17 protein-coding genes are annotated in these 14798 nt (G+C 70.7%); 9 read left to right on the top strand and 8 right to left on the bottom strand.

Translation table 11 applies throughout. From position 1 onward, the window contains the following. Positions 1-7: 7 nt before the first annotated feature. On the bottom strand, positions 8-496 hold the full coding sequence (locus tag F0L68_RS10095) for a MarR family winged helix-turn-helix transcriptional regulator (protein ID WP_149849241.1): 489 nt from the start codon (positions 494-496) through the stop codon (positions 8-10). A gap of 115 nt (positions 497-611) precedes the next feature. Here F0L68_RS10095 and F0L68_RS10090 point away from each other — a divergent pair, with 115 nt between their 5' ends. Both F0L68_RS10090 and F0L68_RS10085 read left to right on the top strand, forming a co-directional pair. Next, positions 612-905 carry a DUF1330 domain-containing protein gene (locus tag F0L68_RS10090; protein WP_149849240.1) on the top strand — a complete coding sequence of 98 codons (294 nt, stop codon included), beginning with the start codon at positions 612-614 and terminating at the stop codon, positions 903-905. A gap of 103 nt (positions 906-1008) precedes the next feature. Further along, positions 1009-1821: an ArsR/SmtB family transcription factor gene (locus tag F0L68_RS10085; RefSeq protein WP_149849282.1), complete on the top strand. Its 813-nt coding sequence runs from the start codon at positions 1009-1011 to the stop codon at positions 1819-1821. Between the two features lie 291 nt (positions 1822-2112). Here the strand turns inward: F0L68_RS10085 and F0L68_RS10080 are convergent, their stop codons facing one another. Together F0L68_RS10080 and F0L68_RS10075 are read right to left on the bottom strand one after the other, a co-directional pair. After that, positions 2113-2550, bottom strand: coding sequence for a hypothetical protein (locus tag F0L68_RS10080; protein ID WP_149849239.1), 438 nt, complete (start codon positions 2548-2550; stop codon positions 2113-2115). Next, entirely contained in the window at positions 2550-2864 is a 315-nt protein-coding gene (locus tag F0L68_RS10075) for a hypothetical protein (protein ID WP_149849238.1), read from the bottom strand. Before F0L68_RS10075 ends, F0L68_RS10080 begins: the two co-directional genes overlap by 1 nt. Between F0L68_RS10075 and F0L68_RS10070 the strand changes: the two genes are divergently transcribed. Beyond that, positions 2836-3801, top strand: coding sequence for an SGNH/GDSL hydrolase family protein (locus F0L68_RS10070; protein ID WP_149849237.1), 966 nt, complete (start codon positions 2836-2838; stop codon positions 3799-3801). The two genes, F0L68_RS10075 and F0L68_RS10070, sit on opposite strands and share 29 nt — an antisense overlap. A gap of 117 nt (positions 3802-3918) precedes the next feature. Here F0L68_RS10070 and pip read toward each other — a convergent pair whose 3' ends face one another. After that, on the bottom strand, positions 3919-4881 hold the full coding sequence (gene pip / locus F0L68_RS10065) for a prolyl aminopeptidase (RefSeq protein WP_149849236.1): 963 nt from the start codon (positions 4879-4881) through the stop codon (positions 3919-3921). Positions 4882-5047: 166 nt separating this feature from the next. Between pip and F0L68_RS10060 the strand changes: the two genes are divergently transcribed. Beyond that, a complete protein-coding gene (locus F0L68_RS10060; RefSeq protein ID WP_149849235.1) occupies positions 5048-5602 on the top strand; it encodes a DUF6292 family protein in 555 nt (184 codons plus the stop codon). On the opposite strand, the gene F0L68_RS10055 is transcribed toward F0L68_RS10060, so the two are convergent. After that, positions 5574-6563: a PHP domain-containing protein gene (locus tag F0L68_RS10055; protein ID WP_149849234.1), complete on the bottom strand. Its 990-nt coding sequence runs from the start codon at positions 6561-6563 to the stop codon at positions 5574-5576. The two genes, F0L68_RS10060 and F0L68_RS10055, sit on opposite strands and share 29 nt — an antisense overlap. A gap of 79 nt (positions 6564-6642) precedes the next feature. Between F0L68_RS10055 and F0L68_RS10050 the strand changes: the two genes are divergently transcribed. After that, positions 6643-7449, top strand: coding sequence for an N-formylglutamate amidohydrolase (locus F0L68_RS10050; protein ID WP_223198653.1), 807 nt, complete (start codon positions 6643-6645; stop codon positions 7447-7449). A gap of 41 nt (positions 7450-7490) precedes the next feature. Here F0L68_RS10050 and ligD read toward each other — a convergent pair whose 3' ends face one another. From ligD to F0L68_RS10035, 3 genes are all read right to left on the bottom strand, one after another. After that, positions 7491-8516 (bottom strand): non-homologous end-joining DNA ligase, encoded by a 1026-nt coding sequence (gene ligD / locus F0L68_RS10045; protein ID WP_149849232.1) that lies wholly within the window; start codon positions 8514-8516, stop codon positions 7491-7493. After that, positions 8513-9616 carry an ATP-dependent DNA ligase gene (locus F0L68_RS10040; RefSeq protein ID WP_188316490.1) on the bottom strand — a complete coding sequence of 368 codons (1104 nt, stop codon included), beginning with the start codon at positions 9614-9616 and terminating at the stop codon, positions 8513-8515. Before F0L68_RS10040 ends, ligD begins: the two co-directional genes overlap by 4 nt. 88 nt (positions 9617-9704) lie before the next feature. After that, positions 9705-10310, bottom strand: a complete 606-nt coding sequence (locus tag F0L68_RS10035; protein ID WP_149849231.1) for a TetR/AcrR family transcriptional regulator — start codon at positions 10308-10310, stop codon at positions 9705-9707. A 74-nt stretch (positions 10311-10384) separates the two neighbouring features. Here F0L68_RS10035 and F0L68_RS10030 point away from each other — a divergent pair, with 74 nt between their 5' ends. From F0L68_RS10030 to F0L68_RS10015, 4 genes are all read left to right on the top strand, one after another. Continuing rightward, positions 10385-10795, top strand: coding sequence for a DUF4345 domain-containing protein (locus F0L68_RS10030; RefSeq protein ID WP_223198652.1), 411 nt, complete (start codon positions 10385-10387; stop codon positions 10793-10795). Positions 10796-10889: 94 nt separating this feature from the next. After that, on the top strand, positions 10890-11684 hold the full coding sequence (locus tag F0L68_RS10025) for a PIG-L family deacetylase (protein WP_149849230.1): 795 nt from the start codon (positions 10890-10892) through the stop codon (positions 11682-11684). A gap of 483 nt (positions 11685-12167) precedes the next feature. Beyond that, entirely contained in the window at positions 12168-13304 is a 1137-nt protein-coding gene (locus tag F0L68_RS10020; RefSeq protein ID WP_149849229.1) for a hypothetical protein, read from the top strand. A gap of 35 nt (positions 13305-13339) precedes the next feature. Continuing rightward, positions 13340-14749 (top strand): acyl-CoA synthetase family protein, encoded by a 1410-nt coding sequence (locus F0L68_RS10015; protein WP_149849228.1) that lies wholly within the window; start codon positions 13340-13342, stop codon positions 14747-14749. Positions 14750-14798: the final 49 nt, after the last annotated feature.

Below are 14798 nucleotides of genomic sequence, written 5' to 3'. Positions count from 1 at the left end.
GGCGAGGTCAGTCGCCCAGCGACAGCAACAGCTTGCGCAGCAGGGCGGCGAGTTGTTGCTGCTCGTCCTCGGTGAGGGCGCCGATCAGGTCGCGTTCGTTGGCGAGGTGGCCCTCGATCAGTCCGTCGGCGAGTTCGCGGCCCCGGTCGGTGAGGGTGGTGCGGACGGTCCTGCGGTTCTCCGCGTCGGTGGCGCGGGTGACCAATCCCTTGGCGACCAGGCGGTCGATCCGGTTGGTCAGCGCACCCGCGGTGACCAGCGCGGCCCCGGCCAGGTCGCCCATCCGCAGGGAGCCGTCCTCGCCCGTGCGCAGCAGCGTCGCGAGGACGTCGTACTCCCAGGTCTCCAGGCCGTTGTCGTCGAAGTACTCCTTGAGCCCCTGCTCAAGCAGCCTGGCGGCGCGGAGGATCCGCACCACCACGCCGATCGGGGTCGTGTCGAGGGACGGCCGGACGTCGCCCCACTGCTCGATGACCTTGTCCGCCGCGTCGCTCATGTGACGAGCGTAGCAAAGCTTCAACGTTGAAGTGTTTGACATCGACGCGTCCGCGGGACTAGCGTCTGCGGAAGCTTCAACATTGAAATGTTGGACATTGAAACGAGGAGCGACAATGCACTACGTGGTGATCGTGCGTACCGACAGCACCCAGGACAGCGAGCTGGGGCACTACCTCGCCAACGTCGGCGCGACCCTGGAGCCCTTCGAGGGTCAGCTGCTGGCGTTCGCCGCCCCGGAGCGGCTGGAGGGCACCGTGGACTACACCAAGACGGCCGTGCTGGCCTTCCCGTCCGAACAGACGGCGCGCGGCTGGTACACCTCGCCCGCCTACCAGGATCTCGCGGCCTGGCGCGTCGCCACCATGGGGCACCCGGTCGAGCTGAGCCTGGTGCCGGGCTTCAACTGAGCAGCCGCCGTTCCTGCTCGGCGACCGCGAGCCGCGTTGACATGCAACCATCCGGCTGCCTATCTTTATGCAGCCGGATGGTTGCATGTTCGAGGATGGCGAGATGGACGAGGTGTTCCGGGCGTTGGCCGATGCCAACCGCCGCAGGCTGCTGGACAGCCTCAACGCCCGCAACGGGCAGAGCCTGCGCGAGCTGTGCGCCGGGCTCGACCTGACGCGGCAGTCGGTCAGCAAGCACCTCGCGGTGCTGGAGGCGGCCAACCTGGTCAGCGTCGTGTGGCGCGGCAGGGAGAAGCTGCACCACCTCAACGCCGAGCCGATCAACGCCATCGCCGAACGCTGGATCAACCGGTACGACCGGGCGCGGGTGCGCGCGCTCGCCGACCTCAAGACGGCATTGGAGCAGGAACCCATGAGCGACACCGAGTTCGTCTACACCACCTACATCAACACCACGCCGAAACGGCTCTGGCAGGCGCTGACCGACCCGGCGTTCACCAGCCGCTACTGGGGCGTCTCCTTCCAGTCGGACTGGACGAAGGGCTCGCCGATGACCTGGCAGGAGAACGGCGTGACGATCGCCGACCCGGCGCAGGTCGTCCTCGAAGCCGACCCCTACCGCAGGCTCGCCTACACCTGGCACACCTTCACGCCGGAGTTCGGTCGGGCCAACGGGTTCGACGACGCGCTGCTCGACACGATCGCGGCCGAGCGCCGCTCCACGGTGAGCTTCGACCTCGAACCGCTCGGCGAGGTCGTGAAGCTGACCGTGCTGCACAGCGGCTTCGAGCCGGGCAGCACCGTGCTCGAGCTGATCGGCGGCGGCTGGCCGCACCTTCTGTCGAGCCTCAAGACGCTGCTCGAGACCGGCGACACCCTGCCTGAGACCCCGGCCCCGGCGTCCGAGCTGGCCTGACCGGAATTCCGGCCGACCGGGGAAACTCGATGCCACGTTCGGTGTGAAAACGGCCAACGAACACCACTGCGACACAAGCGCGTAAACGGCTCGATTGTCTTCTGAATGCGTTTCCGGTGAATTCTTTGGGCTGAGTGGGCGCTTTTCGGTGCTCGCGGTCCTCCCTACCCTGTCAGTTATCAGGGTCATGGAGGAGTCGCCATGTCAGGAAACCCTTCCCGTCGTCAAACCAGAAGACATCGCCTGTTCACCTTCGGTACGGCAGGTGTTGTCGCGGCTCTCGTCGCCGCTTCACTCGTCCTGTTGGGGCACAACGGATTGACCGCTCGCGCAGCAGGTCCGAGCGGGCCGTCCGCCGACGAGGTGGCCGCCGGAGCCGTCGCCTTCGGTCAGAGTTATCCCGGCGGCCTGTCGGCGCTGTTGAATCTGTTCGACACCGGCGAGTGCGCTGGTGTGCAATCGAACCAGAATGCGTCGCAGCAGTGTCAGTCGATATTGAACCAGATTGCCGCACTCGGCTCGGGTCAGCAGTTTCCGGGAGGTGTTGAGGACTTGGCAGGCAATACCGACCAGACTGTGCCGGCCGATCAGCCGCCCGATTCCAGCGACCAGCTCACGCCGGAAATGATCGACGAGATGGCGGCGGCCGGCGCCCCGCCCGACCTGATCGCGGCGCTGCGGGCGGACCCGCCCGAACTGCCGCCCGCCTACAACACCCTGCCCGGCCATCAGGGCGGCTCGGCACAGCCCAGCGGCAGCTCGACGCCGTCGACGACCCTGGCCCCGCCCTCGACGACCAGCACGCCGCCGACCGGCCCGACCACCACGACGGCCGGCCCCACCACCACAACCAGCACGACAGTCACCACCACGCCAACGACGATCACGACAACGCCTACCACGTCGACCACAACACCAACGACCACCACGCCGACGACCACCACGCCGACGTCACCCACGACCACCACCACGACCACGCCGACCACGAGCACCACCGATCCGCCGCCCCCGCCCTTGCTCGTCGCGGTCGGCGACTCGGTCACCTCCGGCCACGAGGCGCGGGCCGGCGGGGTGTTGTGGCGCACCACCTGTGACGACCCCGGCACCGGCCCGGCGACACCGGGATCGAGCTGGGCGGGGAACCTGCGGGCACTGATCGGGGTCCCGTGGAACCGCTACTTCAACTTCGCGCACAGCGGGTCCGCGACCACCGACGTCCTCGCGACCTCGCCGTACACCAACCCGTGCGGCGTCGTCTCCCAGGCGGCGCGGACGCAGATCGCCGACGCGGTCCGGGTCCTCGCGGCCAACCCGAGCAGGCCGGGCGCGGCCAACGTCGCCGTCGTCACCGCCGGCATCAACGACACGAACTGGACGGCCGTGGCGACCCAGCTCGTCGCCCGCCGGATCGGCGGCATCATCGGCAGGTTGGCCGGCCAGGCGCCGGCCTGGGCCGTCGCCAACCCCGGCGCGTGCACCGACTGGGCCTTCGGTAACCCGAGGGGCAACCCCGGCGCACCGCCCGGAGCGGTTCTCCCTGCGTGGAACGGGGTCGCGGCCTCGGGCGGCATCGCGGCGGGGGCCGCGTCCATCGCGCTCAACCTCATCGCGGCCGACCCCGGCGCGCAGGTTCGCCACCTGCTCTACTACCGCTGGGTCGGCGATCCCAACCTGCCCAACGTGTGCAACCCGGCGGCGATCAGGGCGGCCACGATGATGAACGGGTGGATCAGCTTCGGCATCCTGGTCGCCAAGATCGTGTGGTGGTTCCTCGGTGGCAACCCGGCCCGCATCCAGGCGGTCTGTCAGCAGCTGTGGAACCCGGGGCCGGGCTTCATCCAGACCAGGCTGATCTCGTGGGGCATCGCGAACTGGGCGCTGATCCCCGGCTACCCGCACCCCAACGCGGCCGGCCGAGGTTCGCTCGCCGGGTGCGTGAACGGCACGTTGCCGAGGGCGGCCGGCGGCGGCATCGCCTGACCACGACCGCGTGCTGACCACGAACGCGTACCAACCGGGATGGCCGAGCCGGCGCCGTATGTCGAGGCGCCGGCCCGGCGGCATCCGCGCCGCGCGAAGAGCGGGGTCACCCCGGGCTCACTGCCGGGCGAAACCGTCGAGCGCGCTGCGGATCCGCGCCTGCATGGTGTCGCTTCCGTGGTGCCCGGAGTCGTCGATGACGGCGAGTTCCGCGTCCGGCCAGGCGCGGGCCAGTTCCCACGCGGTGTCCAGCGGGCTGCTCAGGTCGAGCCGGCCGTGGATCAGCACGCCGGGGATGCCGGCGAGGCGGCCGGCGTCGCGCAGCAGCGCGCCGTCCGGCAGCCAGGCGCCGTTGGCGAAGTAGTGCGAGCAGATCCGCACTAGCGCCAACCGGTCGGCCAGGGAGCGGCTGGCGAAGGCGCCCGGTGTCCCGTTTGGCTCAACCGAATCGAATGCGTCCTCCCAGGCGCACCAGGCGTTCGCGGCCGCGACGCGCACCTCGGGGTCGGGGTCCGCCATGAGGCGCGCGTAGGCCGCGACGAGGTCGCCGTCGCGGTCGGGCGCGGGGACGCCGTCGCGGAACTGGTGCCACTGCTCGGGAAAGAGCCGTCCGGCGTCCCGGTAGAGCCAGTCGATCTCCCTGCGGCTGCTGGTCGTGACACCCGCGATGACGATCTCCGACACCAGGTGCGGATGCCGCTGCGCGTAGGCAAGCAGCAGCGTGGAGCCCCAGGATCCGCCGTACAGCAACCACCGGTCCACGCCGAGGTGTTCGCGCAGCCGCTCCAGGTCGCCGAGCAGGTGCTCGGTGGTGTTGTGCCGCAGGTCCGTCGCGGGGTCGCTCGCGTGCGGGGTGCTGCGCCCGCAGCCGCGCTGGTCGAACAGGACGATGCGGTAGCGGTCAGGGTCGAAGCACCTGCGCCGGATCGGCAGGGCACCCCAGCCGGGGCCGCCATGCACGAACAGCGCCGGTTTGCCCTCGGGGTTGCCGCAGGCCTCCCAGTACACGCGGTTGCCGTCGCCGACGTCGAGCATCCCGTGCTCGTACGGCTCGATCGGCGGGTACAGCGGCTCGGTCATGTCCGGTGGCTCCTCACGTCGAAGAAGATGCAACAGCGCTGTTACATTAACGCGGGACGGCGATGGGCGCGACCCTCGTCACGTTTTGGGGCGAACCGGGTTTGATCGAGGTCGACGGCGGGTAGGCCACACGTCAGTCAGCCAACACCTGAGGTGGCAACGACCAATGGACCTGGAATACGAGGGCGCGCCTGCCCGAGGCCTGCGTCGCTACGTGCGGCTCGTGGCCGAGGCTCTCGGCCTGGACGGGGGCGGCTACTTCGTGCAGCTCGAGTCGCCGGCGCACGCCTACATCGCGCTGGAACGCAGACTTCCCGCACGGCCGGACCGGGACGTCGCGCTGACCTGGACGGAAGGACAGGGCTGGGCGCTGGCCAGCGAGTCCGCCGACGGCGACGAGCTGAGCGCGCACAGCGTCCTCGGCGGGGACGTGCTGCCCGCTCCTCGGGTGGTCGCGCAGTTCGTGCGCCGCGTCTGCGAAGGGGCCGCGCTCGGCGAGCCGGCCGCGCCACCCGTCGGCGCCGAGGAGCTGGCGAGCCGGCTGACCGCGTACGCCGGACCCGGTGCCAGCCATGGGTTGTCGCCCGACCCGGCGACCGCCGCGTCGAGCAGGCTCGCCGCGCCGACGCTCCCTGCCAGGGTCGACGTCGCGGAGCCGGGACTCGTCGAGAACCTCGAGACGGGCCGCCAGGTCAGCGGGCGGCCAGTTCGTCCGCGCTGAGGGCGTTGAGCACGCGGTCCGCGCCGATGCCGAACTCCTCGGCGCGGACGCAGCCGCCGCCGAGCCAGTCGAGCTGACCCGGCGCGTGGGCGTCGGTGTCGATGGCGAACACGCAGCCGAGTTCGACAGCGAGCGCCAGCAGCGGGTCGGGCGGATCCTGCCGCTCCGGCCGGCAGTTGAGCTCGACCGCGACGCCGTGCTCGCGGCAGGCCTCGAACACCGCCGCCGCGTCGAACTCCGACTCCGGCCGCCCCCGGCCGGTGATCAGCCGCCCGGTGCAGTGCCCGAGCACGTCCACGTGCGGATTGCGCACCGCGGCCAGCATCCTGGCGGTCATCGGCCCCGCCGGCATCCGCAGCTTCGAGTGCACGCTCGCGACGACCACGTCGAGCCGGTCGAGCAGGTCCGGCCGCTGGTCGAGCGAGCCGTCGTCGAGGATGTCCACCTCGATGCCCATGAGCACGCGGAACGGCGCCAGTTCGGCGTTGATGGTGTCGACGAGGTCCAGCTGGTCGGCCAGCCGCTGCGCGGACAGCCCGTTGGCCACGGTCAGCCGAGGCGAGTGGTCGGTCAGCGCGATCCACTCGTGGCCGAGGTCGCGCGCGGCCTCGGCCATCTCCCTCGGCGGGCTGCCGCCGTCCGACCAATCCGAGTGCGTGTGGCAGTCGCCGCGCAGCGCGGACCGCAGCGCGCTGGGCACCGAAGGCTGGGCCTGCTCGATGAGCGTGCTGAGGTAGTCCGGTTGGCCGCCGGCCGCGGCCTGCTCGATCACGGTGGCGGTGACCGCGCCGATGCCGGGCAGCGCGCCGAGCGTGCCCCTGCGCACGCGCTCCGCCAGCTCGCCAGGCGGCAGCGCGGCGACCACCTCGGCGGCCCTCCGGAACGCGCGCACGCGATAGGTCTGCGCGCCGGCTCGTTCGAGCTGGAACGCGATCAACCGCAACGCCCGCACAGGTTCCATGTGGTCATGGCATACCGCATTCGACGCGACCCCGCACGGCGGCCGGCGCTTCCCGCTCGCCGTCGATCACAATGAGCGGGTGCGCACCGAGGACACGTCAGGGCCGAGATTCCGCGTCACGCCAGGAGATGCCGGTTCGCCGGTGATCCTGCACGTGCCGCACGGCGCGCGGGCGATCCCGCCGTCCGCGCGCGAACGGATCGTGCTGGACGACGACGAGCTGTCGCGGGAGCTGGACCACCTGACCGACGCGCACACCGGCCTCATCGCCGCCCGCGCGGCCCACGCGGCGCGGACGGCGCCCTGGACGTTCGCGAACCTGTTGTCGCGCCTGGTGATCGACCCCGAGCGGTTCCCGGACGACCGGGAGGAGATGCGGTCGGTCGGGATGGGCGCGGTGTACCTGCGGACCTCGCACGGCGCGGTGCTGCGCGAGGACGACCCCGTGCACGTCGAGGACCTGCTGGCCAGGCACTACCGGCCCTACGCCGCCGCGATGACCGACCTGGTGCGGGCCAGGCTGGCCGAGGTGGGACACGTCGTGATCATCGACGTGCACTCCTACCCGAGCGCCGCACTGCCCTACGAGCTGCACGCGTCCGACAATCGACCGGCCGTCTGCCTCGGTGTGGATCCCTTCCACACGCCAGAACGGCTGCGCGACGCGGCGTTCGACGCGTTCGCCCGGTGCGGGGACCTGGACGTGAACACGCCCTTCGCCGGCTGCTACGTCCCGCTGGAGCACTACGGGACGGTCCGGGAGGTGTCGGCGCTGATGGTGGAGATCCGCCGGGACGGCTACCTGGTCGAGCCGGGCGGCGAGCCGACGGCCGGCATCGACACGGTCGTGCGCGCCCTCACGGCACTCGTCGACGCGATCTCCTGAGGACGCCTCCCTGGAGCGAAGCGGTTGGTCCTGCGAAGGCGCTAGCCGGCCTGGTCGTCCACCCGGTCGCGTTTGGCCCTGCTCGGCGCGACGCGCGGCGGTTCGTTGGGCTGCTTGGGATACACCGGCGGCCACGGCGCGTCCATGAGCCCACCGGCCAGGTCGTCGCGGGACATGTCCAGCAGCGGCTGGATCGACTGCGGGCGCTCGTTCATCCCGGCCCACGGGTCGCCCCGCTCGGCGACCAGCGCCGGCACGGTGGCGATCGTGAGCGTGTCGGGCTCGATCGTGGCCAACTCGTCCCAGCTGATCGGCGTCGACACCTGCGCGCCGACCCTCGGCCGCACGCACCACGCGCCGAACACCGTCTTGTGCGGGGCGTTCTGGTTGAAGTCCACGAACACCCTGCTGCCCCGCTCCTCCTTCCACCAGGCCGCGGTGATCAGCTCGGGGTGTCGGCGCTCCAGTTCCCGCGCCAGCGCCACCGCGGCCGCGCGCACCTGGTAGCCGTCCCAGCGCGGCAGCAGGCGCACGTAGATGTGCAGGCCGCGCGATCCGGTCGTCTTCACGTGCGGCCGGATGCCGAGTTCGCCGAGCAGCTCCCTGGTGGCCACGGCGGCGTCCCGAATCTGCGGGAACTTCACGCCGGGGGAGGGGTCGAGGTCGATCCGCAGCTCGTCGGTGATCTCCGGGGTGTCGGCGTGCACCGGCCACACGTGGAAGCCGAGGCAGCCCTGGTTCACCGCCCAGACGATGTGGGCGAGGTCGGCCGCGACGAGCGCGTCGCTCTGGGTGCCGTTCGGGGTCGCCACCACGGTGGTGGTGAGCCACGGCGGTGCCGACTTCGGCACCCGCTTCTGGAAGAACGACTTGCCGCTCGCGCCGTCCGGATACCGTTCGAGCAGCAGCGGGCGCCCGCGCGCGGTGGCCAGGAACGGCTCGGCCACCGCCTGGTAGTAGCGGACCAGGTCGAGCTTGGTCTCGCCGCGCTGGGTGAAGAACACCTTGTCCGGGTGGGACACCGTGACCTCGGTGCCCCCGACGTCGATCGTGACGCGGTCGGTCATGGCCTCGGCTCCCCTTCCGACCCGAACAGCGCAGCCCGCCCGAACAGCGCGGCCAGCTCGGCGGGCGCGACCTGGTCGAGCTGCGAGTAGGTGCACGACTCCGGCGTGCGGTCCGGCCGGAAGCGGACGAGCCGGCCGCCGTGCCGGAACCGACCCGACAGCACGTGCTCGTAGCGGACCTCGGCGACCAGCTCCGGCCGCAGCGGCTCCCAGGACATGTCCTTCTTGCCGCTCCAACGGCTCAGCCCGCCCGGCATCCGGCCGGTCGCCTCGGCCTGGGCCACCGCCCACTCCCGCCAGGGATGCGTCTCGAGCGCGTCCACCCGCAGCGGCGCGAGCTCGTCGACGAGTTCCGCGCGGCGGGCGGCGGTCATGCTGCTGGCCACGCCGACATGGTGCAGGGTGCCGGCGTCGTCGAACAGCCCGAGCAGCAGCGAGCCGACGCCCGCGCCGTCCTTGTGCCAGCGGAACCCGGCCACCACGCAGTCGGCGGTGCGCTCGTGTTTCACCTTCCACATCACGCGCTTGTCCTGCTCGTAGGGCAGGTCGGACCGCTTGGCCATCACGCCGTCGAAGCCGGCGCCCTCGAACCGGGTGAACCAGTCGACGGCGACGTCGGGGTCGGCGGTCACCGGGGTGATGTGGATCCTGGCCAGCTCCCCGCCGAGGATTCCCTCAAGCAGCGCGCGCCGGTCGGCGAACGGCTCGGCGGTGAGGTCGCGGTCGCCGAGCGCGAGCAGGTCGAAGGCCACGAAGCTGGCCGGCGTCTCGGCGGCGAGCTTGCGCACCCGCGATTCGGCCGGGTGCAGCCGGTTCTGGAGGGTGTCGAAGTCGAGGCCGCCGCCGGTGACGACCACGATCTCGCCGTCCACGACGCACCGGGGCGGCAGCGCCGCCGACAGCAGCTCGACGAGCTCGGGGAAGTAGCGGGTCAACGGCCGATCGTTGCGGGAGCCCAGTTCGAGCTCGTCGCCGTCCCGGAACACGATGCACCGGAACCCGTCCCATTTCGGCTCGTACACCAGTCCCGGTGCGCGCGGCACCTCGTGCACGGCCTTGGCCAGCATCGGCCGCACCGGTGGCATGACAGGCAGTTCCACAGCTGGACCTTAGGTCGGGCCGCGTCGTTTCGCCTGGTGAAGCCAAGTTTGCGGAACTCGATCCGCCTGGTTCGAGCGCTCAGTGCGGTCAGCCGGCGCCACCGGCGAGCAGGTCGAGGTCGACGACCGCGCCGAGCGCGCCCGTCAGCGCGCCGACGCACAGGTCGCGCAGCTCGATGCGGGAGAACGCCTCGTTGGTCAGCCAGTCGACGCACAGGACGCGGACGAACACCAACCAGCTCATCAGCACCGCCGACACGACCTCCCTGGCGTGGTCGGTGAGCCCGGTCGCGTCGAGCAGCCGTCCCTGTAGCACGGCCAGCTCGCTGGTGATCATGGCCTGGATCACCGGGTCGCCGGCGAGCACCCGGTTCGCGGCGAGCACGGTGTTCCGGTTCTCGACGTAGTAGTCGATGTGCAGGTCGAGGCCGGCGGTCAGGTACTCCACCATGGGCACGGCCGGGTCGACCTTCGTCGCCGCCAGCAGCCGGTCCGTGGCCCGCTGGAAGATCGCGGCGAAGAGGTCCCGCTTGTTCGGGAAGTAGCGGTAGAGCAGCGCGCGGGAGATGCCGGCCTGGTCGGCGACGTGCTCCATCAGCACGTCGTCGTAGGGCTTCGCCGCGAACAGCTGCGCGCCGACGTCGAGCAGCTGGCCGCGGCGCTCGGCGGGGTCGAGCCTGCGGCGGGTCGTCATGCTCGGATGGTACTTGACACGTGTCTACTAGCGGTCCTACGTTGCGCCTTAGTAGGCACATGTCTACTAAGGCGATGAGGGGGCGAGTGGTCATGGTCCGGCTTCTCAAGTGGCTCGTGCTGATCATGGGAGTCGTCAACGTGGCGATCGGCGCCGCCCACCTCGCCCTCGGCATCGACTCCGAACCGGGTCTGGGCGGGGCCGGCGTGACCGTCGACAGCCGGGAACGGTTCTACGGCGCGATCTTCCTCGGCTACGGGCTCGCCTGGGTCTGGGCGGCCCGGCAGTCGCCGATCCCGGCACGGGTGGTCCGCTGGCTCGCCGGCCTGCTGCTGCTCGGCGGGGTCGGCCGGGTCCTGTCCATCGCCATCTACGGGCCGCCGCATTGGTTCCAGCTCGTGCTGATGGCCCTCGAGCTTGCGCTGCCCCCGCTGTACCTCTGGCTCGCGCCTGCCGGCGAGCGCGCGGCGGCCCGAGCACGGTAGCGAGAGGCGCATCGTGAGTGGTCCGACGGCCAGGCGAGTCAGCGCTGACGCCGGTTGTGGCGGTTCTGTCGGTCGGGTCGCGTACCGTCGCGCCATGGCCACATTGGTTACCTTTCACGCCCATCCCGACGATGAGTGCATCGCCTGCGGCGGTGTCATGCGCAAGGCCGCCGAGGAGGGGCACCGCGTCGTGCTCGTGGTGGCCACCCGGGGCGAGCACGGCGAGGTGGACGACGGATTCCTCGACGACGGCGAGGAGCTGTGGCAGCGGCGCGTCGTGGAGACGCAGGCCGCGGCCGACATTCTTGGTGTGCAGCGGGTGGAGTTCCTCGGCTACGTGGACTCCGGGATGATCGGCACGCCGACCAACGACCTGCCGGGGTCGTTCTGGACGGCCGACGTCGAGGAGGCTGCGGAGAAGCTGGCCGCCATCCTCCGCGAGGAGAACGCCGACGTGCTCACCATCTACGACGACAACGGTGGCTACGGGCACCCCGACCACATCCAGGTGCACCGCGTCGGCACGCGCGCGGCCGAGCTGGCCGGCACGCCGAGGGTGTACCAGAACACGATGAACCGCGACCACATGGAGCGCGGCATGAAGGCGCTCGCCGACCAGGCCGCCGAGTCGGGCATGGAAATGCCCGACATGGACGGCGACCAGGAGTTCGGCAAGCCGGAGAGCGTGCTCACCGCGGCGGTCGACGTGACCGACTACATCGAGTACAAGCGGCGCGCCATGCGCGCGCACGCGAGCCAGATCAGCGAGCAGTCGTTCTTCCTCGCCATGCCGGACGAGGGTTTCCGGTACGCCTTCGGCACCGAGTGGTTCATCCGCGAGGGCCAGGGCCCCGGCATCACCGAGACCGACCTGCTGGCCGGGCTGTAGTCGGGAGCTGTTCTCGCCGCTGTGCCGGGATGTCGCGCATCCGGCGCAGCGGCGAGCACGGCACGAACAGGCCTTGAATGATCCCTTCATGACACCAGTCGGGCCGCGCCGATCAGGCCCGCTCTCCGCGCCGTCGCCAGCGTGCCGGCAGCCGCCGTTGTCATTGCACGGCACCAGATCCTGCTGCGCCGCCAGCTGAAAGCGGAACCCCAGGTCCGAAATGGCTGCGGCGCAAGGAGAACTCTTCTGCGGTGCGCGCCGGTCGCGACCATACCGGTGAGCCGCCCTCGTCGACATCGTCCGCGCTAACACTGTGGTGCCGGGCGCCTACCGTTGCGGTCGTGTGCCGCAGTTCTTGCGGTGTCGGACGCGACGGACATCCATACGCTCGGAACCGGCAACGGTCCCACCGTGCGAACTGGATATGTCCTCGACCGCCGACCCTGGGGTGCCAACGACATGCAAGGTGCGCAAGATTCCGCAGTGACATCGGGCGATCTGGAGCTGGAAGGGCGGCCGTTCCCGTTCTCCCGTCGGCCACTGGCGCTGACCGGCGACGAGTGGGCGGCGCTGACCGACTTCGCCGAGGGAGTATGGGACGCCACCCAGGCGGCGGTGAACCGGATCGTCGACGGCGTGACCGAGCGGCCCGCCTGGCTCGCGGACCGCTACGGCCCGCTGCTCGACCAGGCCCTGCGGCGCGGGCTGTACACCGGCGAGATCCCGATCATGCGCCTCGACCTGGCCTGGACCGGGGACGGCGAGCCGAGGGTCCTCGAGTTCAACACCGCCTGCCCCGGCGGATTCCTGTTCACCCCCAGGGTGGCGGAGAAGATGGGCGCCGACTCGTACGGCCGTTCGGTCGCACCGGCACGCACCCGGTTCGCCGAGTTCCTGATGCGGGAACTGGGGGAACGGGTCGCCATCGTCACGTGGGGCTCGGACTACGCCTTCGAGCTGGACACCCTCGCCGGGGAGATCCAGGAACTCGGCGGCGACGCGATCATCACCGATCCGCTGCGCGACGGCGGCGCGGCCATGGCCGACTACCGGCCGACCGGCCTGTACTGGAAGAGCGACCCGTTGCGGCTGCTGCTCGACCCCGACGCGGTCGCCAGGACCGTCGGCGACCTGCCGTCCTTCTCGCCGTTCGACGCGATGACCTTCGTGGAGGACAAGTCGTTCGTGGCGCACGTGTCCGAGACCAGTGTCACGCCGGTCGGGCCGGCCTCGATCGAGGTTACCGGCCGATCGGTCGCCGAGCTGCTCGCCTGGCGGTCGAGGGAGTCGGCCGTGCTGAAGCCGACAAACCTGACCAGGGGCGAGGGAATCGTGGTCGGCGCGCTGTGCGGCGACGCGGACTGGGCAGGCGCGGTCGACGCGGCGGTCCGCTCCGGGACGCCATGGCTGCTCCAGGATCGCCTGCAACTGCGGCACGACCCGGAGGCCGGGCTGTTCGGCGACCTCTCGGTGTTCCTGCTCGGCGGCGAGGTCGTCGGCGCGATGGCGCGGAAGTCCACCGAGCGCGTCATCAACATCGGCCGCACCGGCATGTTGCAGAGCGTGGTGATCGCCGACGACGACTCGGCCGCCGTCGAGCGCATTCGACTGTCCTGGTGACCCGCCGGTCCGGCGACAAGGGGGAAAGGACGCAGATGTCGAACGCGGAGCGGGACAACCGCCTGCTGTTGTGGGAGCACGAGGGCCTGGACGTGGAGCGGGTCGCCGAGCTGCCGGCGGACGAGCGCACCACCGTGCTGTGGGAGCACAGCACGAAGCACCTTTACAGCAGAAACCCGCACTACGCCGAGCTGTTGCACGCGGCGGGCGACCCGTCGTGGCGCGACCTCGGCGCCGTGCCGACCTTCGACCAGACACTGGACTGGGCCGGCGGCGGCCTGCTCGTCGACGAGTACCGCAGCGACGCCCTGTACTTCTCCGGCGGAACCACCGACCGGCACAAGGTGCTGCACAGCGACCTGCGCGAGGACGCCTACCTCAACGCCGTGCGCGCGCTCCAGTACGCGAAGACCCCTCGGCCCTACCGCGCGATCGCGCTGCGGCCGATCGACGTGACGCACGGCGCGCCGGCGCCGATCCCCGAGCTGCACCGACACGCGACGATCGCGCTCCCACTGGTCTCCGAGCAGGACTACGAGGAGGCCGCGCACCTGTTGCTGGACAACGGTTCCAGCAACGACGCGCAGCGGCTGATCTCGGTGCGGTCGCAGACACCGACGATCCTCGGCCTGACGTTCTTCCTGGCCGAACGCAAGGTGGACACGGCCCGCATCGCCGTCGAATCGGTGCTGCACGGCGGCTTCCACCTGTCGGCGTCGGACCGGAGGAAGGTGCGGGACTTCTGGCAGTGCGACATCGTGGACATGTACGGCTGCACCGAGTTCTACCAGAGCTACGGGATGCGCTGCCGGCACTGCGCCGCCTACCACTTCAACTGGACGATCCTCGTCGAGGTCACCGACCGGAACGGCCAGCGGGTCGATGAGGGCATCGGCGAGCTGACGCTGACCCACCTCGCCCCGTTCTCGCTGCGGCAGCCGCTGCTCCGGTATCGCACCGGCGACCTCGTGGAGATCGACGGGGTCTGCGACGCGACCGGCCGCGACCGTTACCTGTTCGGCGGCAGGCTGCGCGACGCGGTGCGGCTCACGCCGGAGTCGGCTGCCGTTGAGCGCGGCATCGAGCGCCACTACCTCACCCCGTTGCAGCTCAAAGACGCGGTCGACCCGCTGCCGTTCGTGCACCACGAGCGCGACCTCCAGCACGAGAAGGGCATCTACCTGGCCGAGGACAGCTCGACGCCGACCATGGACTGGGAGGCCACGACCGGCGCGGACGGCGTGCTGCGGATCGACGTGCTGATCGGGTTGCACTCGCGGCACCGGGACCGGCCGGTCGACCACGAGCACTTCGAGTCGTTGGCCCGCAAGGAGATCCTGGCCACCTCCGGCCCGCTGGCCGAGCTGGTCGCCGCCGGACGCGCCATGCTGACCTGCTCGATGGTCGCGCCCGAGATCCTCGACGCGACGGCGAGGGCCGTGTAGTGGGGCGCGGTCGACCGGTCGACGACCCGACTGCCGTGATCACCGATCG

Origin of the sequence: Solihabitans fulvus, assembly GCF_008386585.1 — a bacterium.
GTDB lineage: Bacteria > Actinomycetota > Actinomycetes > Mycobacteriales > Pseudonocardiaceae > Solihabitans > Solihabitans fulvus.
This window is presented reverse-complemented; position numbering and strand designations above follow the sequence as displayed.

What these genes read in the sequence shown, in the direction of transcription:
- F0L68_RS10095 (WP_149849241.1), bottom strand. Translation starts at nt 496, where the DNA reads ATGAGCGACGCGGCGGACAAGGTCATCGAGCAGTGGGGCGACGTCCGG.
- F0L68_RS10090 (WP_149849240.1), top strand. Translation starts at nt 612, where the DNA reads ATGCACTACGTGGTGATCGTGCGTACCGACAGCACCCAGGACAGCGAG.
- F0L68_RS10085 (WP_149849282.1), top strand. Translation starts at nt 1,009, where the DNA reads ATGGACGAGGTGTTCCGGGCGTTGGCCGATGCCAACCGCCGCAGGCTG.
- F0L68_RS10080 (WP_149849239.1), bottom strand. Translation starts at nt 2,550, where the DNA reads ATGGCCGGGCAGGGTGTTGTAGGCGGGCGGCAGTTCGGGCGGGTCCGC.
- pip (WP_149849236.1), bottom strand. Translation starts at nt 4,881, where the DNA reads ATGACCGAGCCGCTGTACCCGCCGATCGAGCCGTACGAGCACGGGATG.
- F0L68_RS10060 (WP_149849235.1), top strand. Translation starts at nt 5,048, where the DNA reads ATGGACCTGGAATACGAGGGCGCGCCTGCCCGAGGCCTGCGTCGCTAC.
- F0L68_RS10055 (WP_149849234.1), bottom strand. Translation starts at nt 6,563, where the DNA reads ATGGAACCTGTGCGGGCGTTGCGGTTGATCGCGTTCCAGCTCGAACGA.
- ligD (WP_149849232.1), bottom strand. Translation starts at nt 8,516, where the DNA reads ATGACCGACCGCGTCACGATCGACGTCGGGGGCACCGAGGTCACGGTG.
- F0L68_RS10035 (WP_149849231.1), bottom strand. Translation starts at nt 10,310, where the DNA reads ATGACGACCCGCCGCAGGCTCGACCCCGCCGAGCGCCGCGGCCAGCTG.
- F0L68_RS10030 (WP_223198652.1), top strand. Translation starts at nt 10,385, where the DNA reads ATGAGGGGGCGAGTGGTCATGGTCCGGCTTCTCAAGTGGCTCGTGCTG.
- F0L68_RS10025 (WP_149849230.1), top strand. Translation starts at nt 10,890, where the DNA reads ATGGCCACATTGGTTACCTTTCACGCCCATCCCGACGATGAGTGCATC.
- F0L68_RS10015 (WP_149849228.1), top strand. Translation starts at nt 13,340, where the DNA reads ATGTCGAACGCGGAGCGGGACAACCGCCTGCTGTTGTGGGAGCACGAG.